At 71.6% G+C, this 24,482-nt stretch carries 20 protein-coding genes; 9 read left to right on the top strand and 11 right to left on the bottom strand.

The window, feature by feature from the left end; all coding sequences use genetic code 11:
* Positions 1-10: 10 nt before the first annotated feature.
* The 5 genes from KOI35_RS23440 to KOI35_RS49005 form a co-directional block, all read right to left on the bottom strand.
* Positions 11-385 carry a VOC family protein gene (locus tag KOI35_RS23440; protein WP_215790045.1) on the bottom strand — a complete coding sequence of 125 codons (375 nt, stop codon included), beginning with the start codon at positions 383-385 and terminating at the stop codon, positions 11-13.
* 66 nt (positions 386-451) lie between these two features.
* The gene (locus KOI35_RS23435) at positions 452-3,493 is read right to left on the bottom strand and encodes a discoidin domain-containing protein (RefSeq protein WP_438870621.1); all 3,042 of its coding nucleotides are present in this window, start codon (positions 3,491-3,493) and stop codon (positions 452-454) included.
* A 205-nt stretch (positions 3,494-3,698) separates the two neighbouring features.
* Entirely contained in the window at positions 3,699-4,760 is a 1,062-nt protein-coding gene (locus KOI35_RS23430) for a calcium:cation antiporter (protein ID WP_438870620.1), read from the bottom strand.
* Positions 4,761-4,826: 66 nt separating this feature from the next.
* Complete coding sequence (locus KOI35_RS23425; protein WP_215790039.1) at positions 4,827-5,465, bottom strand: response regulator; 639 nt, start codon at positions 5,463-5,465, stop codon at positions 4,827-4,829.
* On the bottom strand, positions 5,462-7,498 hold the full coding sequence (locus KOI35_RS49005; RefSeq protein WP_215790037.1) for a sensor histidine kinase: 2,037 nt from the start codon (positions 7,496-7,498) through the stop codon (positions 5,462-5,464). Before KOI35_RS49005 ends, KOI35_RS23425 begins: the two co-directional genes overlap by 4 nt.
* Before the next feature lie 173 nt (positions 7,499-7,671).
* Between KOI35_RS49005 and KOI35_RS23415 the strand changes: the two genes are divergently transcribed.
* Positions 7,672-8,298, top strand: a complete 627-nt coding sequence (locus KOI35_RS23415) for a hypothetical protein (protein ID WP_215790035.1) — start codon at positions 7,672-7,674, stop codon at positions 8,296-8,298.
* 82 nt (positions 8,299-8,380) lie between these two features.
* Positions 8,381-9,388 carry a glutathione S-transferase family protein gene (locus KOI35_RS23410; protein ID WP_215790033.1) on the top strand — a complete coding sequence of 336 codons (1,008 nt, stop codon included), beginning with the start codon at positions 8,381-8,383 and terminating at the stop codon, positions 9,386-9,388.
* Here the strand turns inward: KOI35_RS23410 and KOI35_RS23405 are convergent, their stop codons facing one another.
* The gene (locus KOI35_RS23405; protein ID WP_215790031.1) at positions 9,389-10,033 is read right to left on the bottom strand and encodes a Rossmann-fold NAD(P)-binding domain-containing protein; all 645 of its coding nucleotides are present in this window, start codon (positions 10,031-10,033) and stop codon (positions 9,389-9,391) included.
* A 78-nt stretch (positions 10,034-10,111) separates the two neighbouring features.
* On the opposite strand from KOI35_RS23405, the gene KOI35_RS23400 reads away from it, so the two are divergent.
* From KOI35_RS23400 to KOI35_RS23370, 7 genes are all read left to right on the top strand, one after another.
* Entirely contained in the window at positions 10,112-12,898 is a 2,787-nt protein-coding gene (locus tag KOI35_RS23400; RefSeq protein ID WP_215790029.1) for a DUF5691 domain-containing protein, read from the top strand.
* The gene (locus tag KOI35_RS23395) at positions 12,895-13,956 is read left to right on the top strand and encodes an ATP-binding protein (protein WP_215790027.1); all 1,062 of its coding nucleotides are present in this window, start codon (positions 12,895-12,897) and stop codon (positions 13,954-13,956) included. The genes KOI35_RS23400 and KOI35_RS23395 overlap by 4 nt, the downstream gene beginning before the upstream one ends.
* Positions 13,949-16,171, top strand: coding sequence for a DUF5682 family protein (locus KOI35_RS23390; protein WP_215790025.1), 2,223 nt, complete (start codon positions 13,949-13,951; stop codon positions 16,169-16,171). The genes KOI35_RS23395 and KOI35_RS23390 overlap by 8 nt, the downstream gene beginning before the upstream one ends.
* Positions 16,171-17,364 (top strand): VWA domain-containing protein, encoded by a 1,194-nt coding sequence (locus tag KOI35_RS23385; RefSeq protein ID WP_215790022.1) that lies wholly within the window; start codon positions 16,171-16,173, stop codon positions 17,362-17,364. The genes KOI35_RS23390 and KOI35_RS23385 overlap by 1 nt, the downstream gene beginning before the upstream one ends.
* Positions 17,365-17,394: 30 nt before the next feature.
* Positions 17,395-18,156 (top strand): class I SAM-dependent methyltransferase, encoded by a 762-nt coding sequence (locus KOI35_RS23380; RefSeq protein WP_215790019.1) that lies wholly within the window; start codon positions 17,395-17,397, stop codon positions 18,154-18,156.
* A gap of 199 nt (positions 18,157-18,355) precedes the next feature.
* Positions 18,356-18,799 (top strand): nitroreductase family deazaflavin-dependent oxidoreductase, encoded by a 444-nt coding sequence (locus KOI35_RS23375; protein WP_215790017.1) that lies wholly within the window; start codon positions 18,356-18,358, stop codon positions 18,797-18,799.
* 48 nt (positions 18,800-18,847) lie between these two features.
* Entirely contained in the window at positions 18,848-19,993 is a 1,146-nt protein-coding gene (locus KOI35_RS23370) for a DUF5925 domain-containing protein (protein ID WP_215790015.1), read from the top strand.
* Between the two features lie 72 nt (positions 19,994-20,065).
* Here the strand turns inward: KOI35_RS23370 and KOI35_RS23365 are convergent, their stop codons facing one another.
* The 5 genes from KOI35_RS23365 to KOI35_RS23345 form a co-directional block, all read right to left on the bottom strand.
* The gene (locus KOI35_RS23365; protein ID WP_215790013.1) at positions 20,066-20,356 is read right to left on the bottom strand and encodes a DUF1540 domain-containing protein; all 291 of its coding nucleotides are present in this window, start codon (positions 20,354-20,356) and stop codon (positions 20,066-20,068) included.
* 103 nt (positions 20,357-20,459) lie between these two features.
* Positions 20,460-21,653, bottom strand: a complete 1,194-nt coding sequence (locus KOI35_RS23360; RefSeq protein WP_215790010.1) for an adenylosuccinate synthetase — start codon at positions 21,651-21,653, stop codon at positions 20,460-20,462.
* Positions 21,650-22,606, bottom strand: coding sequence for a hypothetical protein (locus tag KOI35_RS23355; RefSeq protein ID WP_215790008.1), 957 nt, complete (start codon positions 22,604-22,606; stop codon positions 21,650-21,652). Before KOI35_RS23355 ends, KOI35_RS23360 begins: the two co-directional genes overlap by 4 nt.
* Positions 22,607-22,615: 9 nt before the next feature.
* Complete coding sequence (locus KOI35_RS23350; protein ID WP_215790006.1) at positions 22,616-23,506, bottom strand: serine/threonine-protein kinase; 891 nt, start codon at positions 23,504-23,506, stop codon at positions 22,616-22,618.
* A complete protein-coding gene (locus tag KOI35_RS23345) occupies positions 23,503-24,234 on the bottom strand; it encodes an NUDIX hydrolase (RefSeq protein WP_215790004.1) in 732 nt (243 codons plus the stop codon). The genes KOI35_RS23350 and KOI35_RS23345 overlap by 4 nt, the downstream gene beginning before the upstream one ends.
* Positions 24,235-24,482: the final 248 nt, after the last annotated feature.

Below are 24,482 nucleotides of genomic sequence, written 5' to 3'. Positions count from 1 at the left end.
TCCGGAGCCCTCAGGCGTTCTCCCAGAGGCCGATCAGGTTGCCCTCGGTATCGTGGAAGTAGGCACTGAAACCCATCCCGCCGACCGGCTGCCGCCCGATCGCGGTCTTGCCGCCGAGCTTCTCGACGGTGGCCAGCGCCTCGTCGATGCTGTCGACGCCGATGGTGATGACCGGCGCCGTGATCGGGCCGGTCCGGGCCAGCATGCCGCCGTTGATGCCGCCGGGCGCGGCCGGGCGGCCCTGGTCATCGGTCGGCGTGGTCGTGGCCATCGTGTAGCGGTAGCCGGGCATCGAGTCGAGCGCCCAGCCGAAGGCCTCGCGGTAGAACGTCGTGGCGCGCTCGCCGTCGTCGAACGGCACCTCGAAGTGGATCACTGAGTTCATGGGACGCCACCTCCTTCGCCCCGACCCTAGAACTCAGGGCCGGGGCGAAGAAGGGGCTGGGGAGAATCAGACCCGGTAGACACCGAACTCGTAGAGCGAATATCCGTACGTGGTGGCCCGCGTCAGCCCGTTCATCCGGACGTAGCGACCCGACCCGGAGACGTTCAGCTCGTCGAAGCCGCCGTCCCCGCTTGTCGTCGAATAGACCGTCGTCCAGTTGGTGCCGTCGTTCGACGTCTGGATCTGGTAGCCGGTCGCGTACGCCGCCTCCCAGGCCAGCCGCACCTTGTTGAACGACTGCACCGAACCCAGGTCGACCTGCAGCCACGCGGTGCCGACCCATTCGCTGGCCCACCGTGTGCCGTAGTCGCCGTCGACGGCGTACGAGGGAAGCTGTGGCCCGTTCGTGCCGGTGGGCTGATAGGTGGACGCGGTGGCGGTCTTGCCCCGCGACAGGTTGGTGCCGGTCTCGGGCGGGGCGACGACGCGGATCGACTTCTGCTCGATCCCGACGTTGCCGTGGCCGTCGAACGCGTACACGTAGACCTTCCACACGCCGAGCCGCTCCGGTGCCTTGGCCGTGAACGTGCCGTTGCCGTTGTCGGTGAAGGTCACGTTGGTGAAGCCGGTGCCGCCGCCCGCGTACTTGTCGCTGTACATCATGTTGTAGCGGATCAGGTCACCCTGCGGGTCGGTCACGTTCACCGAGACATTCAAAGACCCTCCGGCCGGTACGGCGGTCTGGTTGGCCACCGTCATGCTGGTGATCTCCGGCGGCGTGTTGGCCGGCGTCGTCCCGGTCCAGGCCCGGCTCAGCGAGTAGTAGCCGTGCCGCCGCCACCCGCCGGGAGTGGTGTTGAGCCACACCCCGCCGAAGTCGTTCTCGAGTCCGTAGTGGAACTCGGTCGCGCCCAGGGCCACCGTCGGGTGCGCGTTGATCGCGGCCCAGCTGCTCGCGTACTGGTCCCGCTTCTTGAGGTCGCTGGGCTCGGTCGGCACCCCGTTGACGTCGTTGGGCACCTCCCACTCGCCCTCGGGGCCGGCCTCGGTGACGACGTACGGCTTGGTGTAACCGCCGGCCACCCAGTCCGGGTAGATGTTGTTGATCGCGCCGTACGAGTTGACCGCCAGCAGGTCGAGCGCCGGAGCGTACTGCTTGTAGTAGGGCCAGGCGCCCGTGTACGCGTCGGTCGACGTCACCGGGTGGTTCGGGTCGGCCGCGTGGATCGCCACCGCCACCTCGTTGACGAACTTGGCGTAGCCGACCCGCCGCGCCTCGACCTCGGCCGCCGACAGCCCGTGGTCCTGCATGGTCAGGATGACCTCGTTGCCGACGTCCCACATCAGCACGCCCGGGTTGTTCTTGAGCGTGTTGACCCGGGCCACGATCTCGGCCTTGACCGAGTTCTTGTACGCGGTGTCGTTCACGTAGTCGGCGCCCTGGTTGAGCCAGTGCCCGACGATCACCTTGAGGCCCTGCCGGGAAGCCCGGTCGAGCAGCGTCGGCGTGTTCGCGTCGTCCACGCCCCAGGTGCGGATCGTGTTGGCGCCCATGTTCTTCAGATCACGCATGTAGCCGTCGGCCGCGGCCTGCGGCGGGCCATAGGTCAAACCCTTGACCTGGTACGGGGCTCCGTTGACCTGCAGCTGCCAGTTGCCCTGGCTGCCGGTCACCTTGACCACGCTCGGCCCGCCCGGTGCGGCCGGGTCGGTCATCGCGGCCGGAACCGTGCCGGTCGCCGTGCGGGCCACGCTGACCGAGTCGACGCTGAGCACGCCGCCCGAGGTGGTGTCGGCGGTCGGCGTGGTGCGGCCCGCGATCGCGTTCGGCAGCGAGCCGCCGATGGCCAGGTCGAGGCGCAGGAAGAACCCGTGGTGCACGGCCGCGTTCCAGGCCGTCACACCGACCTGCGATTCCCGTACGACCCAGGTCTGCCGCCCGTCCAGGTAGAACCGGATCTCCTCGTCGGTCTTGGTGCGGTCGATGATCTGCGTGTACTCGTGGAAGCCGGTCTGGCAGCCGGTGCACGACGCGAACCCGGAGGAGCGTCCGTTGTACTCGGCGCAGACCCCGTCCGGTGCGGTGCCGCAGTGCAGGGTCTGGGCCAGCTGGCTGCGCCCGTTGACCCCGGTCATGATGTCGGTCTCGCCGACACCCGGCCAGTTGTTGAAGTTGCCGCGGTAGGCCGCCCCGGTGGCCCGGAAGCCCGGCCAGTATCCGAGCTGGTTGGCCACGCTGGGCTGCTTGAGCACGGCGGTGAACTTGGTCTGCTGCCCGGCCAGCGGCTCGAAGTCGGTGCGCTGGGTCTCCAGGCGGCCGGACGTCCAGTTGCCGTTGCCGTCCTTGATCGCCTTGATGTTCAGCTTGCCGGCGCCGTCGAGCGAGACGTTGGCGGTCGAGTTGCTGGCCGTCTCCACCTCGCCGGTGCCCCAGTTGGCCGCTCCGCCGGGATATTGCGTTCCCGTACGCATCAGCCAGTTGGCCGCCGAGGGCGAGGTGCCCGCCGCGCCGTCGAAGGTGTCCTGCCAGATGGTGGTGAAGTCACCCGGCGGCTGAGTGGGCGGGAGCGTGGTCGGCGGCGGCGTGGTCGGCGGCGTGGTGGTCCCGGTGCTGCCGTAGACCTTGAACTCCCACAGCGAATAGCCGTAGCCGCCGTTGCGGGTGGTGCCGTACATCCGGACGTACCGGCCACTGCCGTTCACGGTCAGCGTCTCGGTGCCGCCGGTACCGCCGGTCTTGGTGTAGATCGAGGTCCAGGCGTTGCCGTCGGCCGACGTCTGGATCTGGTAGCCGGTGCCGTAGGCCGCCTCCCACTGCAGCACGACCGAGGTGATGGTCGAGGTCTGGCCGAGGTCGACGCGCAGCCACTGCGGGTCGGAGAACTGGCTCGACCAGCGGGTGCCCGGGTTGCCGTCGGTCGCGTTGGCGGCCACGGTGTCGGCCGTCTCGTTGGACGAGGCGGTAGTGGGTTTGCCCTGCGAGAGCAGCGTGTCGGCGGCGAACGCGCTGCCGTTCGCGGCCACGGCGAGGCCGGCGGCGGCGAGGGCGGTGGCTAGGGGGATGGCGAGGCGTCGCCACCTGCGTGGCGGGGAGGAAGCCGTTGTCACGGGGAACTCCTGGGGATGTGAGGAAGCTCGGGGAAAGCGCTCTCCACGAATGGCCGAAGTGTTACGCCGGGCTTTCATGTGTGTCAATAGTTACCCGCGAGTCCTGCCTCTCCGTGCCGGTCAAAGCCGGTCATACCGGTCGACGCAGTTGATGTTGGGAGAGCGTTCTCCAAGCATCCGGGGAGAGCGGGTACGGCGCCCGGGTTTACGGGCTGGCGGCCAGGAACAGGAATGCGGCCATCAATGCCAAGTGGACGCCGCCCTGCAGGACGTTCGCGCGGCCGGGGACGATGGTCAGCGTGCCGACCACGACGGTCAGGGCCAGCAGCACCATCTGGGTGCCGCCCAGGCCCAGCAGCAGCGGGCCGTCGAGCCAGATCATCGCGATGGCGATGGCCGGGATGGTCAGGCCGATGCTGGCCATGGCCGAGCCGACCGCCAGGTTGAGGCTGGTCTGCACCCGGTCGCGGGCGGCGGCCCGGGTCGCCGCGATCGTCTCGGGCAGCAGCACCAGCAGGGCGATCACCACGCCGACGACGGACTGGGGCAGACCGATCGAGGCCACGCCGGACTCGATCGCCGGGGAGACGCCCTTGGCCAGGCCGACCACGGCGATCAGGGCCACCATCAGCGTGCCCAGGCTGATCAGGGCGGTGCGGCCGGACGGCGGGTCGAGATGCTCCTCGACGTCGATCACCTTGCCGCTGGTGGTGATCGGCAGGAAGTAGTCGCGGTGCCGGCGGGTCTGCACGGTGACGAACAGGCCGTACAGGCCCAGCGAGGCAACCGCCGCGAAGGCGAGCTGGGCCGGCGAGAACTGCGGGCCGGGGCGGCTGGTGGTGAAGCTGGGCAGCACGAGGCTGAGCGTGGCCAGGGTGGCCACCGTGGCGAAGGCGCCGCCGGTGCCCTCGGCGTTGAAGACCGCCACGTGCCGGCGCAGCGCCCCGACCAGGATCGACAGGCCGAGCAGACCGTTGCAGGTGATCATCACGGCGGCGAACACGGTGTCGCGGGCGAGCGCCTGCGCCTTCTCGCCGCCGCTGATCATCAGGGTGACGATGAGCGCGACCTCGATGATCGTGACCGCGATGGCCAGCACGAGCGACCCGTAGGGCTCACCGACCTTGTGCGCGACCACCTCGGCGTGGTGCACGGCCGCGAGCACGGCGCCCCCGAGCAGCAGCGCGGCGATCACCACCACGACCGTGGGGAGATCTCGGCCCCAGGTGAACGCCAGCGCGACGATGGCGACGACGGGGACGAACACCGTCCACTGCGTCAGGGAGCTTCGTAAGGTCGCGGCCACCCGGCCACTCTGACAGATCGCGGGCCGTCAGTGGCCCAGTCCGGCTTCCCGGGCCCGGACGATCGCCTCGGCCCGGTCGGCCACCTGGAGCTTGGCGAACACGTTGGAGACGTTGTTGCGCACCGTCTTGGGCGACAGGTAGAGAGCGGCCGCGATCTGCGCGTTCGAGCGACCCGCCGCGAGCAGCTCCAGAATCTCGCGCTCACGGGCCGTGAGCTGCGGGAACGCCTCGGTCGGGGCGGGTGGGCCGGCGGCGAAGAACTCGGCTATCCGGATGGCCAGGGTCGCCCCGAACACCGCTCCCCCAGCGGCCACGGTCGTGATCGCCCGGACGATCTCCTCCTGCTCGGCGCCCTTCACCAGATAGCCCCGGGCACCCGCGCGGACCGCCGCGAAGACCGTGCCGTCGTCCTCCGACATGGTGAGCACCACAATGCCCACGCCGGGCGCGTCGGTCGCGAGCCGGCGGGTGGCCTCGACGCCGTTGAGCCGGGGCATCTGCACGTCCATGACCACGACGTCGGGCCGCAGCCGGGTCGCCGCCGCCACCGCCTCGACCCCGTCGGACGCCGTGCCCACCACCTCGAGGCCGTCGACCGTGGCCAGCAGCACGGCCAGCCCGTCACGATAGATCGGATGGTCGTCGGCGACCAGAACCCGGATCACACCAGCACCCCCATCGGCAGCCGGGCCCGGACGACCGTGCCGCGACTGTCCGGGCACTCTATGCGGCAGTCGCCGCCCAGCTCGGCGGCGCGCTCGCGCAGCGACACGAGCCCGACCCCGCTCGGCGTGCCGGCCGGGATGCCCACGCCGTCGTCGGTCACCACGATCTCGAGGGCCCCGTCGCGCCGGGTGAGCGTGACGTGGGCCGTGGTCGCCGCGGCGTGCCGGGCCACATTGGTCAGGGCTTCCGAGGCGATCCGGTAGGCCGCGACCTCGACCGCGGCGGGCAGACGATCGAGGTCGTCACCCGTCACGGTGACGGTCAGCCCAGGGGCTTTCAGCCGGGCGGCCTGCTGCCGTACGGCTCCCAGCAGCCCGACGTCGTCCAGCGCGGGCGGCCGCAGGTCGTGCACGAGCCGCCGGACGTCGGCCAGCGCCGTGGTCACGTCTTCGCGGGCCTGGCGCAGCAGCCGGTCGGCCTCCCCGGGCGTGCGGGTGGCCAGGTTACGGGCCGTGTCGATGCGCAGGCCGACGCCGCCGAGCGTGGGGCCGAGCCCGTCGTGCAGGTCGCGGCGCAGCCGCCGGCGCTCCTCCTCGCGGGCGGCGACGATCTGCTCGCGGCTGCGCTGCAGTTCCTGGGCCAGGTGGGCCGAGCGGGCGGCGATCGCGGCCTGGCGGACGACGTCGGTGAGCAGGCGCTCGTCGCGGGCCCGGAGCGGCAGGACGACCCGGCCCACGGTCTCGCCGCGATAGGTGATCGGCAGCGCGCGGGTGGGCCCGGCCGGCTCGCCCACGGTGGCCACGAGCTTCTCGCCGCCGGACCGGCTGACCTCGACCTCGACGTACGGCAGACGGAACGCCCCGGCCACGGCCCGGGCCACGGCGAGCAGTTCGTCGGCCGGTGACGGGGAGTGTTCGAGCTGTTCGGCCAGCCCGGCCACGACACCGTACGGATCGTCGCGGCGGCCGAACAGCAGCCGGCGGACGGCGATCCACAGGCGGTGCCGCAGCGGCCCGTAGCCGGCGGTGACCAGCAGCATCGCCAGCACGGCGGCATCCCGCTCGGCCATCCGGCTGTCGAGGAACGCGCCCGTCGCACCCAGGATGCAGGCGTCGACGACCAGCACCGTGGCGGCCAGCGCGGCGTAGAGCAGGGTGCCGCCGAGCAGCCGGTCGACGTCGAGCAGGCGCGGCCGGACCAGGCCGATCGTGATCGCGGCACCGGTGAGCGCGACCGCGGGACCGATCGCCACGTCGGTGAAGCCGGGTAGGAGCAGCGTCGACACGAACACGATCACGTCGGCCACGGCCGCCCACAGCAGCCACCGCAGGGCCAGCCGGGCGTCGCCGGTGGTGCCCCGGAACGTGCGGACCACGACCACGAACGCGATCAGCATGCCCAGCGGCAGTGCGATCCACAGGGCCGAGAGCAGCGGGACCCACCAGCCGGCGGGCAGCGCGATCGAGGTCGGGTCGAGGTCGAGCCCGGCGAACACGGCCGGGGTCGGCGAGCCCCCGCGGTCGTCGGCCGCCGAGGCCGGCACGACCAGCGTGGCCAGCGGCGCCAGCGAGGAGAGGACCAGGCTGACGTACGCCGCCACCCGCCACCGCCCGGCCGGAAGGCGCCCGCCCGGATAGAGCAGGAGCAGCAGGGGGAGCCAGACGAGCAGCAGGGCACCGAGCCGGTTGTAGACCCAGAAGGCCGCACTCGCCCCCGGCCGGTCGTGCAGCGTGGCGTAGGCGAGCCAGCTCGCGGCGGCGCCGTCGGCGATCCAGTGCAAGCCCGACCCGACGAGCACCCACGCCACCGGGTGACGGGGGAGCCGGCGCAGCATGATGGCGCCGGGTATCAGCAGGCCCAGGCCGGGGAGCCCGGCCGTCCAGACGATCTCGGTGCGGGTGAGCTCGCGGTGCGCGGCCGGCACGGCCAGGTCGAGCGCTGTCGCGGCGGCGAGCAGGGCCAGGCCGAGCACGACAGCCGCGATCGCCATCGTGGTGCGGGGCGCGGGCGGGGCGGCGTCGTCGGGCGTCACGCGGGTCATCGTCGCAGGCGGGGAGTCCCTCGGGCAGCGGGCAAATGTCCCGGTCGACCCGGGACATTCGTGGGGACGGCAACGGTGGCGGACGACCCTTACGGCCCGGGACGGCCCCCGGCGAAAGTCATCGGCGTCGAACCACGAACCGCTTCTCACCGGGAGACACCGCCATGACGATCACCATCCAGCCCGCCCCCGCCCGCACCGACGACCCCACCGTCCGCGCCGGTCGCACCTTCGTCCGCCGGGCCGGTCTCGGCGTCGCCGCCGGCTCGGCCGTCTGGGCCGCGGGCCTGCTGGCCTACGGCGCCAACCCGACCGGCACCGTCGGCGAGCAGGTCGCCAACCTCAGCTCGCTCGCCTTCCAGCTGGGCCTCTTCGGCCTGATCACGGTGCAGCTCAAGACCCGGGCCACCGGCACCTCCCGGGTCGCCCGGGCGATGCTCAAGGTCGAATACGGCCTGCTCGCGGTGGCCACCCTCTGGACCATCCTGTGGAGCGCCCTGCCGGATGCCCGGGAGAGCGTGCCGCTGCTGGTCATGGACCTGTTCTGGCCGCTGTCGATGCTCGGCATGTTCGTCATCGCCATCAAGATCGCCACAGCCGGCCGCTGGACCGGTCTGCTGCGCGGCTGGCCGCTGATCGCCGAGAGCTGGGCCGTCGTCAACGTCCCGATCGCCGGCGCCCTGGGCGACTCGGTGCTGCGCTGGACCGCCTCGGGCCACCTGATCGTCGGCTACCTGGCCCTCGGGGTGATCCTGATGCTCCGCCCGGAACTGACCGGCGCCCGCGACTGACCGGTGGACGGCCGTCCCCACGTGAGGGACGGCCATCGCTGTTCGGCGGGCGCATTCGCCGGGGCGGTCGCAGGATGGGGGCATGGCGTATGCGAACCCGACGGGCGAATTCACCCGGGATCAGCGGTACATCACCACCCGGATCACCGCCGACGGGCGGGACGGCTATCCGGTCGAGCCCGGCCGCTACCGGCTCGTGGTGGCGCGGGCCTGTCCGTGGGCCAACCGGGCGATCATCGTGCGGCGCCTGCTCGGGCTGGAGGACGTGCTCTCGCAGGGTATCGCCGGGCCGACGCACGACGTGCGCAGCTGGACCTTCGACCTGGATCCGGGTGGGCGTGACCCGGTGCTCGGCATCGAGCGCCTGCAGGAGGCGTACTTCAAACGCTTTCCCGCGTACGAGAAAGGCATCACCGTGCCCGCGATCGTCGACGTGCCGACCGGTCAGGTGGTGACGAACGACTTCGCGCAGATCACCATCGACCTCTCGCTGGAGTGGACCCGGTATCACCGCGACGGGGCACCCAAGCTCTATCCCGAGGAGCTGCGCGACCAGATCGACAAGGTCAACCGGGTCGTGTTCACCGACGTCAACAACGGTGTCTACCGGGCCGGGTTCGCGGGCTCGCAGGAAGCCTACGAGAAGGCGTACGGGAAACTCTTCGATCGTCTCGATGGGCTCTCGGATCTGTTGTCGGGGCAGCGCTACCTGGTCGGCGACACGATCACCGAGGCCGACGTGCGGCTGTTCACCACCCTGGCCCGCTTCGACGCCGCCTATCACGGGCATTTCAAGTGCAACCGCAGCAAGCTGACCGAGATGCCGGTGCTGTGGGCGTACGCGCGGGATCTCTTCCAGACCCCGGGCTTCGGCGACACGATCGACTTCGCCGACATCAAGAAGCACTACTACGTCGTGCACAAGGACATCAATCCGACTCAGATCGTGCCGGCCGGGCCCGACCTGTCCGGCTGGCTCACCGAGCACGGGCGCGAGAAGCTGGGCGGACGGCCGTTCGGCGACGGCACTCCCCCGCCGCCGCCCCGGCCCGGCGAGGTGGTGCCGGCCGGGCACGGCGCGACCGGCTGATCAGCGCAGGTCGGCGTTCTCGACGATGTGCCCGGCGAAACCGACCCGGGCCGCGCGCAGCATGGCCTGGCCGATCCGGTCGGTGGTGGTGACGTATTTCGGGGCGACCCGCTCGAGCAGCGGAATGACCGGGCCGACGACCGTGTAGACGGCGTTGTACCAGCGCGTCTTCGACCGGATGCCACGGGTCGGCTGGATCATGCCGGGGCGGAAGGCGTAGCCGTTCGGCAGCAACTCGATGATCTCCCGCTCGGTGCGGCCCTTGACCCGGGCCCACATCTGGCGGCTCTCTGCGTTTGTGCTCGCCCCCGAGACGTACACGAAAACGGTCTGGGGGTTGAGATCGTGGAACGTGCGCGCGGCAGCCATCGGGAAGTCGTAGGAGATTTTCGTGTACGCCGCCTCGTCCATCCCGACCGACGAGACGCCCAGGCAGTAGAAGCAGGCGTCGGTGCCCCGCAGTTCGTCCCTGATCCCGCTGAGGTCGCCGAAGTCGGCCAGCCGCACCTCACGCAGGCGCGGATGGCTGAGGCCGGTCGGGGTGCGGCCGACCGCCACCACCTCGTCGACGTCCGGCGCGAGCAGGCTCTCGCGCAGCACACCCTGGCCGACCATGCCGGTTGCCCCGAAGACCACGACCTTCATCCGCCGATCATTTCATCGCCGATCGGCGGCGTGACCAGGGGCGGGGAAAATGTCGTACGGGCGGCCTAGGGTTTGCCCGTGCCCGTTGAACGATGGTCCGCCGCCCAGGTCGAGACGCTCGCCCCCGATGCCCCGTCGGTGAAGGCCGCCCGTGGCTTGTCCTTCCCGGCCTCCTGGTCGGCGACCGGGCGCGTCGACGACATCCTGTGGGGACAATGCCGCAGCTATCAGGTGTGCGTCGACCTGACCGGCCCCGCGTTCAAGTGCAACTGCCCGAGCCGCAAGATCCCCTGCAAGCACGCGCTGGCCCTGCTCCTGCTGTGGGCCGAGTCCGATGTGGCCGACGCCCCGCCGGCCGCGTTCGCGGTCGAGTGGCAGGCGGCCCGCGCCGCCCGGGCGGCCGCAAAGCCCAAGGCCGCGAGCACCCCCGATCCGGCCGCCGCCGCGAAACGGGTCGAGCAGCGGGCCGAGCGGGTCGCCGGCGGCATGACCGAGCTCAGCCGCTGGCTCGACGACCAGATCCGCCAGGGCCTGGCCGGGGCCCAGCGCGGCGGCCACCAGCCGTTCGAGGCGATGGCCGCCCGCCTGGTCGACGCGCAGGCCCCGACGGCGGCCGGTGCGGTTCGCCGGCTCACCTCGGTCGCCGGCATCGGGCCGCACTGGGCCGACCGGCTGCTCGGCGAGCTGGCGCTGCTCCGGCTCCTGGTCACCGGCTACGACCGGCTGGCCGATCTGCCGCCCGAGTTGGCCGCCACCGTACGCAGCCGGATCGGCTTCCCGGTGGCCACCGACGACGTGCTGGCCGGGCCGCGCGTCACCGACCGGTGGCAGGTGCTCGGCTCGGTCGAGGTCGACGACGGCGCCCTGACCACCCGGCGCACGTGGCTGCGCGGCTCCTCGACGCAGCGGTTCGCCCTGGTACTGGCGTTCGCCGCGCCCGGCCAGCCGCTCACCTCCGATCTCGTGCCGGGCACCGAGTTCCGCGGTGAGCTGGCGTTCTATCCCGGTGCCGCGCCGCTGCGGGCCCTCGTGGCCGAGCGGGTCAGCGCGGCCGAGTCGTTCCGCGAGCCCGACGGCGCCGCGCCGCTGGCCGAGTCGCTGGCCGGCTACAGCGCGACGGTGGCGGCCGAGCCGTGGCGGTTCGACGCGCCGGTGCTGCTGTCCGGCGTCGTGCCGAGCGACGACGGCTGGCTGGTCGACGAGAAAGGCGCCGCGCTGCCGCTCGCAGCCGGCCATCGCGAGCCGTTCTGGCTGTTCGCCGCAGCCGGTGGGCATCCGGCGACGGTGGCCGCCGAGTGGTCGCCGGGCGGTCTGCGCCCGCTCGCCGCGTGGGCCGGCGGCCGGTTCGTGGCCGCCGCTCCCCCGGTGCCCGACCCGGCCGTCGTCCGCCATCCCGAGCTGCCGCCCGAGTTGCTGGCCGCGGCCCTGGTCGGCACCGACCGCCGCCCCTGGACGGGTGAGGCCTCCCTGCTCGAGGCGGCCGCCGTCGCGCTCACCCGGCGCCGGGCCGGCGTGCTGCCCGGTGCCGGTCACGAGGCGGTCCCGGCCACGCCCGCCGAGACCGACGAGCCGCTACCGGCCCCGGCCGGGGCCCGCCTGCTGCGCATCCTCGCCGGTGCCGTGCCGGGCGGGGCCCAGCTCGCGCAGGAGCTGCTCACCCAGTGGCTGGCCGCCGCGGCCGAGCGGGGTGGCCACGTGCCGCCGGCCGCGTTGCCCGCGCTGCTCGACGCGGGCCGCCGCAACTCGATCGTCCGCCCCGCGCTGGCCCGGGTCGCCGGCCGGCGCGGTGTGTGGCTGGCCGGCATGCGGGCCGACTGGCGCTGGCTGCGCGACGAGGCGCCGGTGTCGGCCGACCTGCCCGACTGGCACATGGGCAGCTCGGGCGAGCGCCTCGGGCACCTCACCCAGCTGCGGGCGACCGACCCGGCGGCCGGCCGCGAGCTGGTGCTGAGCACCTGGGCCGAGGAATCCTCGGACGACCGGGCCCGGTTCCTCGGGGCGCTGGCCACCGGGCTGTCGGCCGCCGACGATCCGTTCCTCGAGCAGGCCCTCGACGACCGGCGCAAAGAGGTCCGCGAGGCCGCGCTCGAGCTGCTGCGCCGGCTGCCCGGTTCCCAATTGCAGACCCGGATGACCCAGCGAGCCCTTTCTCTCGTACGCCGTGAGCGCCGCCTGATCGGTTCCGACCGGCTGATCGTCACACCGCCCGAAGAACTGGACGCCGGTCTGCGCCGCGACGGGGTGGCCTCGACCCCGGCGCGCGGCATCGGCGTGAGCGCCTGGCTGCTCGAGGAGATCGTCGCCGCCACCCCGCTCGACACCTGGTCCGAGCCGGCCGCGATGCTGCGGATGGCCCGCGGCACCGACTGGGAGACGCCGCTGCTGCACGGCTGGGCCAAGGCCGCCGTCGTGCAGGAGGACGCGGCCTGGGCCGGGGCGCTGCTGGCCGGGTCGGCCGAGGCGCTGCGCGAGTCGGTGCGGTGGGACCTGCACCTGGTACTGCCGCCCGACGAACTGGGCCGGCTGGCCGCCGACGCCCTGCGCCGCGACGACGCGCTGGCCAACCGGCTGCTCGCGATCCACCCCGGCCACTGGCCCGAAGAGCTGTCGGTGGCCGTCCTCGAGACCATCGCCCACCGCGCCCGCACCGACCGGCACAGCTGGCAGCTCGGCGAGCTGTGCCGCGAGGCCGGGCTGGCCATGCCGCCGGGCTACGCCGACCTGGTCGGCCGCCTGGCGCTCCAGCTCGACCAGGAGCCGGCCGACCCGTCCCGGGTCCGCCCGGTGGCCGAGCTGGCCCGCACCCTGACCTTCCGCCAAGAGATGCTCGATGAGCTCGTCCCGACCGAGGGAGTAACTCCGTGACCGCACTGCGCCCGCACGCCGAGGACCAGTACGCCGAAGAGCTGGCCCTGCTCGCGGCGTCCGACGACCGGCCCCGGCCGCCCGGCTGGCGCCTCTCGCCGCAGGCCGTGGTGACCTATCTGCTCGGCGACGGCGCCAAGATCACGCCGAAGTACGTGGGGCCGCGGCGGCTCATGGAGGTCGCCGTCTCCACCCTGGTCACCGATCGGGCGCTGCTGCTGCTCGGCGTGCCCGGCACGGCCAAGACGTGGGTGTCCGAGCATCTCGCGGCGGCTGTCTCGGGCGACTCCACACTGCTCGTGCAGGGCACGGCGGGCACGGCCGAAGAGGCGATCCGCTACGGCTGGAACTACGCGCGCCTGCTCGCCGAAGGCCCGACCGACGCCGCCCTCGTGCCCAGCCCGATCATGCGGGCCATGCGCACCGGCACGATCGCCCGGCTCGAAGAGCTCACCCGCGTGCCGTCCGACGTGCAGGATGCGCTGATCACGATCCTGTCCGAGAAGACGCTGCCGGTGCCCGAGCTCAACACCGAGGTGCAGGCCGAGCGTGGCTTCAACCTGATCGCGACGGCCAACGACCGCGACCGCGGGGTCAACGAGCTGTCCAGCGCGCTGCGCCGCCGGTTCAACACGGTGGTGCTGCCGGTGCCCGCCTCGGCCGACGACGAGGTCGAGATCGTGGCCCGGCGGGTGGCCCAGCTCGGAAAGTCGCTCGACCTGCCCGAGGTGCCGGCCGCGCTCGACGAGATCCGCCGCGTGGTCACGGTGTTCCGCGAGCTGCGCAGCGGCATGACCGAAGACGGCCGCACCAAGCTCAAGTCGCCGACCGGCACGCTGTCCACGGCCGAGGCGATCTCGGTGATCACCAACGGCATGGCGCTGGCGGCCCACTTCGGCGACGGGCGGCTGCACCCGGGCGACGTGGCCGCGGGCATCCTGGGCGCGGTGGTGAAAGACCCGGTGTCCGACGGTGTGGTGTGGCGCGAATACCTCGAGACCGTGGTGCGCGAGCGGTCCGACTGGCGCGACTTCTATCGGGCCGCCCGCGATGCCTGAGCGGCTCTACGGCGTCCGCCACCACGGGCCGGGGTCGGCCCGGGCGGTGGTGGCCGAGCTCGAGCGGCAGCCGCCCGAGGTGCTGCTGGTCGAGGGGCCGCCCGAGGCCGACGCGCTCGTGCGGTGGGTGGTCGACGCGGGGCTCGAGCCGCCGGTGGCGCTGCTCGGCTACGCCTCCGACGACCCGCGGCGGGCCGCCTTCTGGCCGTTCGCGGTGTTCTCGCCGGAGTGGCAGGCGATCCGGTGGGCGGTCTCGCGTGGGGTGCCGGTCCGGTTCTTCGATCTGCCGTTCGCTTATCGGATGAGCGACACGCCCGCGCCCCCACCTGCTGACCCGCCCGCGCCTCCTGACCCGCCCGCGGAGCCTCGTCGGCCGGTTGATCCGATCGGGGAGTTGGCCGCGGCGGCCGGATACGACGATCCGGAGCGGTGGTGGGAAGACGTGGTCGAGCACCGCGGGATGCCCGCCTTCGAGGCGATCGCGGAGGCGATGACGGCGATCCGCGACGAGTCGCCGGAAGACCCGGACGACCTGGTCCGCGAGGCCTACATGCGCACCGTGTTGCGCGAGGTCCGGAAGTCGTACGAGGAGATCGCGGTGGTCTGCGGAGCCTGGCATGTGCCCGCGCTGACCCGCAAGGTCGCCGTCAAGGACGACACCGCCCTGCTCAAGGGGCGCAAGAAGGCGAAGGTCGACTTCACCTGGGTGCCGTGGACCTACGGACGGCTGGCGTCCTGGTCCGGTTACGGCGCCGGGGTCAGCTCCCCGGGCTGGTACCACCACCTGTTCAGTTCGGCCGACGAAGTGGTGCCGCGCTGGCTGGTCGACGCGGCCGGCGTGCTGCGTCACGAGGGCGTACCGACGTCGTCGGCGCACGTCATCGAGGCCACCCGGCTGGCCGAGGCGCTGGCCACCATGCGCGGGCGTCCGCTGGCCGGGCTGGCCGAGGTCACCGAGGCGGCCGAGGCGGTGATGTGCGACGGCGAACCGCTGCGGGTCGAGCTGATCACCCGCAAACTCGTCGTCGGCGAGCGGCTCGGTGGAGTGCCCGACGACATGCCCTCCGTACCGCTGGCCAAGGATCTCACCGCCCAGCAGCGCGCGGCCCGGCTCAAGCCCGAGGCGCTGGAACGGGCGCTCGACCTCGACCTGCGCAAGGACACCGACCTCAAGCGCAGCCGCCTGCTGCACCGGCTGCGCACGATCGACGTGCCGTGGGGCGAACCGACGGCGTCCCGGCGGAGCACCGGCACCTTCCGCGAGGAGTGGAAGCTGCGGTGGCAACCCGAGTTCGCCGTACGCCTCGTCGAGGGCAGCATGTACGGCACCACGGTGGCCGCCGCCGCCACGGCCAAGGTGATCCAGGCCGCGGACAAGGCCGGGTCGCTGGCCGACGTGACCGCGCTCGTCGAGACGTGCCTGCTGGCCGATCTGGCCGAGGCGTACCCCCGGGTGCTGACCTCGCTCGACGCTCACGCCGCGCTCGACGCCGACGTGAACCACCTGATGGCGGCCATCCCGGCGCTGGCCCGCACGCTGCGCTACGGCGACGTCCGGCGCACCGACGTGGCCGGGCTCGCCACCGTGACCAGCAGCCTGCTGGTGCGGGTCTGCGCGGCGCTGCCCTCGGCCGTCGGCTCGCTCTCGGACGAGGCCGCCAAGTCGCTGCGCGACCGCGTCGACGGCGTGCAGTCGGCGGTCGGCCTGCTGGAGGACGACGAACTGCGCGAGCGTTGGCTGTCCACGCTGGAGTCGCTGGCCGGGCGGGCCGACCTGCACGGGCTGCTCGCCGGACGGCTGACCCGCCTGCTGCTCGACGCGGGCCGGCTCGACGGAGCCGAGGTGCGGCGCCGGCTGCGGTTGCCGCTGACCGTCGGCACCGCGCCGGCCCACGCGGCGGCCTGGGTCGAGGGCTTCCTGTCCGGCGGCGGCCTGCTGCTGGTGCACGACGACGCGTTGCTGCAGTTGCTCGACGACTGGCTGGCCGACATCCCGGGCGCCGCGTTCGACGACGTGCTGCCGTTGCTGCGCCGCACGTTCGGAGCGTTCGAATCCGGCGAGCGGCGGGCCATCGGCGAGCGGGTGGCCGGCCCGCGCGGCGGTGATCCGGTGCCGGGCGCCGGCGGGCTCGGCTTCGATCCGGGGCGGGCCGATCTGGTGCTGCCCACGCTTCGCGCCCTGCTGGGTCACGATGTTGCCGCCCGGGAGGCGTGATGTCCGAAGATGAAGTCACCCGCGAACGGCGCCGGCGCTGGAGGATGGTGCTCGGCGGGCCGGCCGAAGAGTCGCTGGGCCAGGCCGAAGGGCGGGACGGCGCGATGGATTCGGCGCTGTCGGCGCTCTACGACTCGGGCGGTGACGGTGACGGGGAGAAGAGCAGCCGGCGCTCGGCCGGGCTCGGCGGGTCGGCGCCCAAGGTGGCCCGCTGGCTGGGCGACATCCGCGAATACTTCCCGAGCACGGTCGTGCAGGTCATGCAGCAGGACGCGATCGAGCGCCTCGACCTGACCCGGCTGCTGCTCGAACCCGAGATGCTCAACGCCGTCGAACCCGACGTCCACCTGGTCGGCACGCTGCTCTCGCTCAACCGCGTGATGCCGGAGAAGACCAAGGACGCGGCCCGCCAGGTCGTACGGACGGTGGTCGAGCAACTCGAGAAGCGGATCGCGCAGAAGACCCGGGCCGCGGTGACCGGCGCGCTCAACCGGGCGGCCCGCATCAACCGTCCGCGGCACTCCGACATCGACTGGAACCGCACGATCCAGGCCAACCTGAAGCACTACCAGGCCGAGCACCGCACGGTCATCCCCGAGCGGCTGATCGGCTACGGGCGGCGTACGACGGCGGTGCAGCGCGACGTCGTGCTCTGCGTCGACCAGTCCGGCTCGATGGCGGCCTCGGTCGTGTTCTCGGGCGTGTTCGCGGCCGTGCTCGCCTCGATGAAGTCGCTCCGCACGTCGCTGGTCGTCTTCGACACCTCGGTGGTCGACCTGACCGAGCAGCTCGAAGACCCGGTCGAGGTGCTGTTCGGCACGCAGCTGGGCGGCGGCACCGACATCAACCGCGCCATCGCCTACAGCCAGCAACTCATCACCCGTCCCCGCGACAGCATCTTCGTGCTGATCAGCGATCTCTACGAGGGCGGCGTGCGCGACCAGATGCTGCGCCGGGTGGCCGAGATGACCGCGGCCGGGGTGCAGGTCGTGGTGTTGCTCGCGCTCTCCGACGAGGGTGCGCCGGCCTACGACCACGAGAACGCGGCGGCGCTGGCGGCTCTTGGGGTGCCGGCTTTCGCCTGCACGCCGGACGCGTTCCCCGACCTGATGGCGGCGGCCATCGAGAGGCGCGACCTGAAGGCGTTCGCCGAACGCTTCGCCGACGAGCGCAAGGCGGGCAGCGGGTTGTAACGGCACGTCGATGTAACTAGCGTGAGGAGTATGAGTGCTTACTTGAGCAACCCCCGCGTGTGGCAGGAGAGCTGGGATCGGCAGCAGGAGGCGTTCCTGCACGACCGGGAGGAGCGGTTCGCCGCGATGCTCGAGGCGGTGGCCGCCACGACCGAGGGCGGGGCGCCCAAGGTGCTCGATCTGGCGGGCGGCACGGGGACGATCTCGTTGCGGGTGCTGGCCCGGTTCCCGGGGGCGCGGGTCACCGTGCTCGACCAGGATCCGGTGCTGATGGCGATCGCCGAGGCGTCGCTGCGGGAGCGCGGCACGGTGGTCGACGCCGACCTCGGCGATCCGGGCTGGCGGGCCAAGCTGCCCGAGGACGGTTTCGACGCGGTGCTCACCGCGACGGCGCTGCACTGGCTGCCGGCCGAGCGGGTGGCGGCGCTCTACGGCGAGATCCGCGAGGTGCTGCGGCCGGGCGGGATCTTTGCGAACGCCGACCACATGCCCGAGGAGTCGCTGCCCACGCTGTCCGAGAAGCTGCGCGACCACGGCCGGGCCGAGCGCGAGGCCCGTTACGCGTCCGGCGCCGCGACGTCGTGGAGTGACTGGTGGGCGCGGGCCGCGGCCGACGAGTTCCTGGCGCCCAGGGCCGCCGAGCGCGAGCGCATCTATCCCGGCACCCGGCACCACCAGGAGTGGACGCCACCCGCGCTGTGGCACGTCGACGCGCTGCGGGTGGCCGGCTTCAGCGAGGCAGGCGTGCTGTGGCGCGGCGGCACCGACGCCGCAGTCGTCGGCCTGCGCTGACGCAGGGTTATCCACAATTGCCGGCTGTCCACAATTGCCGGCTGTCCACAGGGCACTCGGCCAAGATCCAGCGATCTTGTCAGACTGGTCGTGGCGGGGGCCCCCAAGGGAGGGCGGGCTCTGAGGTCTGCGTTGATCGACGTCTGCGGTGATCGACGTCTCGGGGCTTGCCGGAGGCGAGCGAGCCTAAGCTGGCGTCGTGCCGTTAACTGGAGAATATGCGCCCAGCACGTCCGACTGGGCTCGCAAGCAGGCCGACAAGATCGAAGCCAGCGGTGGCACCACCGGGAACGAGCTGCACGGCTATCCGGTGGTGCTTCTGACCTCGGTGGGCAGCAAGACCGGCAAGCTGCGTAAGACGCCGCTGATGAAGGTCGAGCACGACGGCGAGTATGTGGCCGTCGGCTCGCTCGGGGGTGCTCCCAAGAATCCGGTGTGGGTCTACAACCTGCGCAAGGAGCCGCACGTCGAGTTGCGTGACGGCACCGAGGAGCACGACTACGTCGCCCGCGAGCTCGACGGGGACGAGCGTGCCGTGTGGTGGGAGCGGGCGGTCGCCGCGTTCCCGAACTACGCGGGCTACCAGAAGAAGACCGAGCGCCTGATCCCGGTGTTCCTCCTCACGCGCAAGCCGGGTGACTGACGGGAAATTCGAGTGCCGGAAGGGCATCGACCGACGATCATCGAAGACATGCGTACTCCCCACCAGTCCGTCGACCGGCTCGGCGGCCGGCACGTCGAGACGGCGCCCACCGCGCCCGCCTCGGCGTCCCTGCCGCTGGCCGGTGCGGTGGACGACGGCGACCGCCTGGTCGACGTGGTGGACCTGCTCGCCCTGGATGCGTTCGTCACCGGGCGGGAGCCGTACGGGCGCAGCAAGTACCTCGAGAACGTCAAGGCCGAAGCGACCCTCAGCGTCGACGACGCCCAGATCGTGCGCGACGCCCTCGACGAGGACGGTCAGGGCCGGCTCTCGGTCGGCGACGGCTGGACGCTGCACGTGAACCGCTGGAAGCAGAGCCGCCGGGCCCGGGTCACGGTCACTGCGGTCAGCGCCGAGCTGGCCGAGACCATCCTCGTGGCGGCCACCAAGGACGCCGTGCAGGCGCCCGAGCCGTCACCCGAGAACGTGCCGATCGGTTTCTGGCACTTCGGGCAGCACGGCCCGCGCCGGGCCGCCCGCGAGATCGACGCCGCGCCGTGGGAGACGATCCGGCGCAACTACGCCAGCCCGGTCGCGGCCACGCTGGAACGGCTCATGGCGCTCGACAGCAAGACGATCAGCGGTCGTCTCCTGCTGCTGCACGGCGAGCCGGGCACGGGTAAGACCACCGCCCTGCGCGCGCTGGCCCAGCAGTGGCGTTCGTGGTGCCAGGTCGACTGCGTTCTCGACCCGGAGCGGCTGTTCAACGACCCGGCCTATCTGATGAGCGTGGCGCTGGGCAGCGACGACGAGGACGAGCCGCGCTGGCGGCTGCTCATGCTCGAGGACTGCGACGAGCTGATCAGCGGCGAGGCCAAGGCGAGCGCCGGCCAGTCGTTGTCGCGGCTGCTCAACCTGACCGACGGGCTGCTCGGGCAGGGCCGCAACGCGCTGATCGCGATCACCACCAACGAGGATCTGGCGTCGCTGCACCCGGCGGTGGTGCGGCCGGGTCGTTGCCTGGCCAGCATCGAGGTCGGGCGGCTCCCGTACGCCGAGGCGGTCGCCTGGCTCGGGGAATCGCGCGGAATCAGCCCGTCGGGAGCGACGCTGGCCGAACTCTACGCGCTCAAGACCGGTAGTGAGCCGGTAACCGTGCCGAAATCGGAACCGAGCACGGGCATGTATCTGTAATAAGAAAGCCTAACCTAACAAAAGCGCCCGCCAGTCGCACTCAGCGACGGCGGGCGCATTACTTTCAGTCGGTCAGGCCTTTTCGTAGGTGAGGCAGTCGGCCTTGTCGCCGGACTCACCGACCACGATCGCGGCGGCCTTGCACTCGAGGTTCTCGTTGTTCTTGCAGTCGGCGCGCTTGCACGCCCCCACCTGCGCCAACGGCTTGCCGGTGCCGCCCTTGCCGCCCTCGACATAGGTGTCGCACTCGGCCGAGATCGCGCTGCCGATGGTGACCGCGAAGGCGGTACACCCGTCGTGGTTGTAGCCACACGCGGTGACGGTGCACTGCGAAACGCGGGGCATTTCCAGCATCTGAGTCATGGGATCGTCGCCTCCAAATTTCAACCCGGTCGTCTAGACCATAAACCATTTCCCGGAATTGATGAAACGACACCACGAATTTCTTTTATTAGGTAAGGCGTCCCTAAGAAAGGAATTTCTTATCGGCCGACGACGGTCCCCACGACTCGATCTCCACCGGCGCCGAGAGAAGATTCTCGATGGCCGACGCCCAGTCGTCCGGCCGCGAAAGGACGCCCGGCCGCGCCCGGTTCAGGCGGGCGGTCAGGGCTTCCTGGTGGTCGAGATCGCGCGCCGGGCCGGGGGCGATCCGGTTCCAGGGCGACCCGTCGACCTCGTACGACTCACAGATCCGCAGCGCCGGGCACCGGTCGACCACGTCCAGGTGCGTCACGGCGAGCCCGTCGACCCCGCCGGCCACCTCGACGGCGTAGCGGTGGGCGACCGCGTCGAAGTGCCCGACCCGGAAGGCGCCCTGCCATCGCCCGGTCGCGTTGTGCCCCTCGGGCAGGTCGAGCGTGGCGTCCTCGGTCACGAACGGGCCGGCGCCGTGCCGGGTGGTGTAGGTGCGCACCACGCCGAGCCGCCGGAACGACGGGCACAGCTCGGCCACGTTGTCGAACGTCGTCGTCGACCAGGTCGTGTGCGGGTGCCAGCCGCGCCACTCGTCGAGCAGCACCCCTTGCGCGCCCTCGAAGACACACGGGCCTTCGGCCAGCAACCGTTGCGCGTACGCGGAATCGACGATCGAGACCGTACGCCCGAAGGCCAGGAACGCCTCGACGACGTCGTCCAGGGGCACCCCGGCGGGGCCGAGATCGGACTCCACGGCGGCCAGGACACGGCGAAGACGCGTACGGGAAAGGGTGTCGGAAACGCGCGGAGCGTGAGCGTGACCCAGTGCGTACGCCATCGTCTCGCCGACGCCCATGCCGCACGAACCGTGACGGTCCCCGCCGCGCGCCTCCTCCCGCCGCCGGTTCGCCGCACGATGCCACGGAGTGGCGAGAAGGGCGTCGCCATCCACCGTGAGCAGCTCGTACGGGTTGCCCAGCGAAGACGCCTCGGACGACAGGGCCAGCGGGTCGACGATCATGAAGCGGGTCAGGTGGGTCGGGACGCCACGCAGCGTGCCCGAACCGAACTGCGCGAACGTGTGCTGCCGGCCGTCCTCGGTGATGACGTTGTGTGCGGCCTGCGCTCCCCCGTTGAAACGCAGCACCGCCCGCACGGGGGCGGACGCCACCAGGGCGTCCACCACCGTGCCTTTACCGGCGTCCCCGTAACCGAGGTCGACGACCGCGACGTGCTCGTTCACAGCCGCTCGTTCCCCGATCCGGTGGTGCCGATCGACAGGGCGCCCTTCCGCACCACGCCGCCACGCTGCAGCGGAGCGAGCGCCTTGCCGACCGTCGTCCGGTGAGCCGACCCCTCCTCGACCAGATCGTCGAGGCCGGCGTCGAGGTCGATCGTCCCCTCGCCGAGACCCACCGTGAGCGCGATCGTCTCGCACACCGCGTCCAGGTCGTCGAGCTCGAGCACGTTCTGTCCCAGCAGCCCGCGCCACCGCTTCAGCACGTCACGGTTGCCGCCGTGACCCGCCGCGGTCGGGAGCAGGTAGTAGACGTCGAACGTGCGCTGCAGCTCGGCCACGATGGCCTCGGTGCTCATCTTCTCGGCGCGCTCCCCGAGAAATTTCTTCACCTCGGCCGGCTTGACCTGGTCGTACGGCTTCTCGTCGCCGATCAGGAACAGGTAGCCGCGCCGCCCCCGCTTCTCGAACGAGTCGAGCGAGGTGTGCCGGGCCATGAAGTACATGGCCAGCTCGTACGACTCGGTCATCTGGCCGCCGCCACCGCCCTCGAGCACGATCCGCTCGAGGTCCTCGTCCATCCGGTTGTCCGACTCGAACTGCCCGATCTGCAGCGGCACCCGGTCGCAGGTGGCGTCGCCGACCGCGCCGAACAGGATGTGCGGGTCGGTGGCGTAGCCCTTGCGGGTCAGCAGGCCCAGCAGCTGCGGCAGCTTGGTCTGCAGCACCCGCGGCACGCCCCCCATCGAGCCGGTGACGTCGAACAGCACGGCGATCGGCGTGCTGAACGGGTGCTCGTCGCTGTCCCGGCTCTCCCGCTTGCTCACGTTCATCGGGTCGAGGGCCTTGTGGGCCTTCCGGGCGCCGTTGTCGCTGTAGGCGAAGGCGCTCGTGCCGGTGGCCCGGCGGTAGTTGTCGGCGGCCGTGTACACGTCGGTCGACCAGCGTCCGCTTCCCATGTCGTCCTCCTAGACGGTGAAGGGCCGGAATTTCCGGGGCCCGTAGAGGGAGTGCAAGGTTTCGTCGAGCTCGTGGAGCAGGCGCCAGGCGTCCTGGGGCCGCATCCGGGGTTTGTCGTAGAGGCAGCCCTGGGCGAATCTCGTCAGGGGCGCCGGCGGATCGTCCATGAGCCGGACCATCAGCGCGGTGGCCATGTAGATGTCGGTGGCCGGGGTGGCCCGCTTGTCGTTGCGGACCTCGGGCGGGTAGTCGTCTTTGCGCGCGGCGACGATCGCCTTGACCGAGGCGCCCGAGTAGCACCAGTCGACGAGCGCGAGCCCGTGCTCGCCGGGGTGGATGAGCACGTGGTCCTCGAGCACCGCGCCGTGGATCACGCCGGCCTGGTGGGCCCAGCCGAGCCCGACCAGCAGCCGCCGCCAGATCCAGGCGACGTCGCGCGGATCCCGCTTGCCGACGACGCTCAGCGGGACGAACCCGTCGAGCCGCCGGATGACGTTGACCCGCCTTCTCTTCCGGGCCTCGTCCTCGTGCAGATAGGTGTCGAGCAGCCGGGCGACGTACGGGCGGTATTTCGGGTCGCCCTTCTCCCGGAGCGTCCGCAGAGCGTCGGCCTCGGCCTCCATCAGGTCGTTGTCGCCCGGCTCACGCGGCACCTTGATCAACTGACCGTCGTCGCCGGCGCTGAGATCGGCGATGTCGCCGCTCGCCACCAGCCGGCTGCGCTCGTGATAGAGCTTCGACAGGGCGGCGAAGGCCCAGGTGGCCGTGGCGTTGTCGGCCTCGCTCACGGCGTCCGGGTGCACGATCTTGGCGTACGCCTTGTAGGTCGCCTCCCCCTCGCCCAGAGCCGCAAAAGTGGATGCCCGCTTTATCTGGTCGACGGCGTCGGTGAACATCATCGGAAGTCGTCCTCCCTGGCCGGCCGCAACAGGGCCGGGTGCAGCAACCGGGCGTCGCCGGCGCGATAGAGCTTGGGTTTGGGGCCGCCGCGCTCACTGGCACGCGAAGCCGTGCGCCCGGTGCCCTCGACGAACCCCGGCACCGACAGCACCTTGCGATGGAAGTTGCCCGCGTGCAGTTCCTCGCCCCAGACCGCGGCGTAGATCTGCCGCAGCTCCGAGATGGTGAACTCGTCACCCGCGAAGGCGGTCGCCAGCGGCGTGTATTCGAGCTTGGCGCGGGCCCGCTCGAGCCCGTCGGCCAGCACGGTGTCGTGGTCGAAGGCCAGGCCGACGGCCTGCTCGACCGGAACCCAGTAGGCGCCGGCCGCGTCACCGCCGGCGGTCGGATCGGCCAGGCTCGGCGCGAACGCCAGGTAGGCCACCGAGAACACCCGCATCCGAGGGTCACGCCCCGGATCGCCGTAGGTCTTGAGCTGCTCGAGGTGCAGCCGCTCGACGCCTGTCTCCTCGGAGAGTTCCCGCAGCGCCGCCGCGTCGAGCGTCTCGTCGCGAACGAAGCCGCCGGGCAGGGCGCGGCTTCCCGCGAACGGCTGCTCGGCCCGCTCGACCAGCAGCACGCAGAGCCGATCGTCGCGAATGGTCAGCGCCACGACATCGACCGTCACGGCCACCGACGGATAGTCCCGCGGGTCGTAGCCGGCGAGGAATTCGGCTTCGCTCTGCATCAGGTCACCGGTTCATCTCGTAGTGAGTAAGACTCGAACTGAGAAGAACCTAGCACACGGAAAGATCAACACCAAGGGCTTTCTGTCCCGGCGGGGTGGTGGGTGACGGACCGTCGCTCCCGCGGGGACCGCGCCGTGCCCCGCTGGCCGCTGGCGCGCCCAGAACGCGAGGCGCGTCACGGCGACGTGCGTGAGTGGTTGCGCCCAGAACCGAGTCGGGCGGGGGCCGGTCGCCTGCGTTCGGCCCG

The sequence above is a fragment of the Paractinoplanes bogorensis genome (assembly GCF_018829635.1).
Lineage (GTDB): Bacteria > Actinomycetota > Actinomycetes > Mycobacteriales > Micromonosporaceae > Actinoplanes > Actinoplanes bogorensis.
The sequence above is the reverse complement of the archived record's forward strand: the minus strand, read 5'-3'. Positions and strand labels throughout refer to the sequence as shown.

Bases quoted from the DNA above. Each gene is read 5' to 3' on its own strand.
- KOI35_RS23440 (WP_215790045.1), bottom strand. From the start codon at position 385: ATGAACTCAGTGATCCACTTCGAGGTGCCGTTCGACGACGGCGAGCGC.
- KOI35_RS23415 (WP_215790035.1), top strand. From the start codon at position 7,672: ATGACGATCACCATCCAGCCCGCCCCCGCCCGCACCGACGACCCCACC.
- KOI35_RS23410 (WP_215790033.1), top strand. From the start codon at position 8,381: ATGGCGTATGCGAACCCGACGGGCGAATTCACCCGGGATCAGCGGTAC.
- KOI35_RS23405 (WP_215790031.1), bottom strand. From the start codon at position 10,033: ATGAAGGTCGTGGTCTTCGGGGCAACCGGCATGGTCGGCCAGGGTGTG.
- KOI35_RS23390 (WP_215790025.1), top strand. From the start codon at position 13,949: ATGCCTGAGCGGCTCTACGGCGTCCGCCACCACGGGCCGGGGTCGGCC.
- KOI35_RS23385 (WP_215790022.1), top strand. From the start codon at position 16,171: ATGTCCGAAGATGAAGTCACCCGCGAACGGCGCCGGCGCTGGAGGATG.
- KOI35_RS23380 (WP_215790019.1), top strand. From the start codon at position 17,395: ATGAGTGCTTACTTGAGCAACCCCCGCGTGTGGCAGGAGAGCTGGGAT.
- KOI35_RS23370 (WP_215790015.1), top strand. From the start codon at position 18,848: ATGCGTACTCCCCACCAGTCCGTCGACCGGCTCGGCGGCCGGCACGTC.
- KOI35_RS23365 (WP_215790013.1), bottom strand. From the start codon at position 20,356: ATGACTCAGATGCTGGAAATGCCCCGCGTTTCGCAGTGCACCGTCACC.
- KOI35_RS23355 (WP_215790008.1), bottom strand. From the start codon at position 22,606: ATGGGAAGCGGACGCTGGTCGACCGACGTGTACACGGCCGCCGACAAC.
- KOI35_RS23350 (WP_215790006.1), bottom strand. From the start codon at position 23,506: ATGATGTTCACCGACGCCGTCGACCAGATAAAGCGGGCATCCACTTTT.
- KOI35_RS23345 (WP_215790004.1), bottom strand. From the start codon at position 24,234: ATGCAGAGCGAAGCCGAATTCCTCGCCGGCTACGACCCGCGGGACTAT.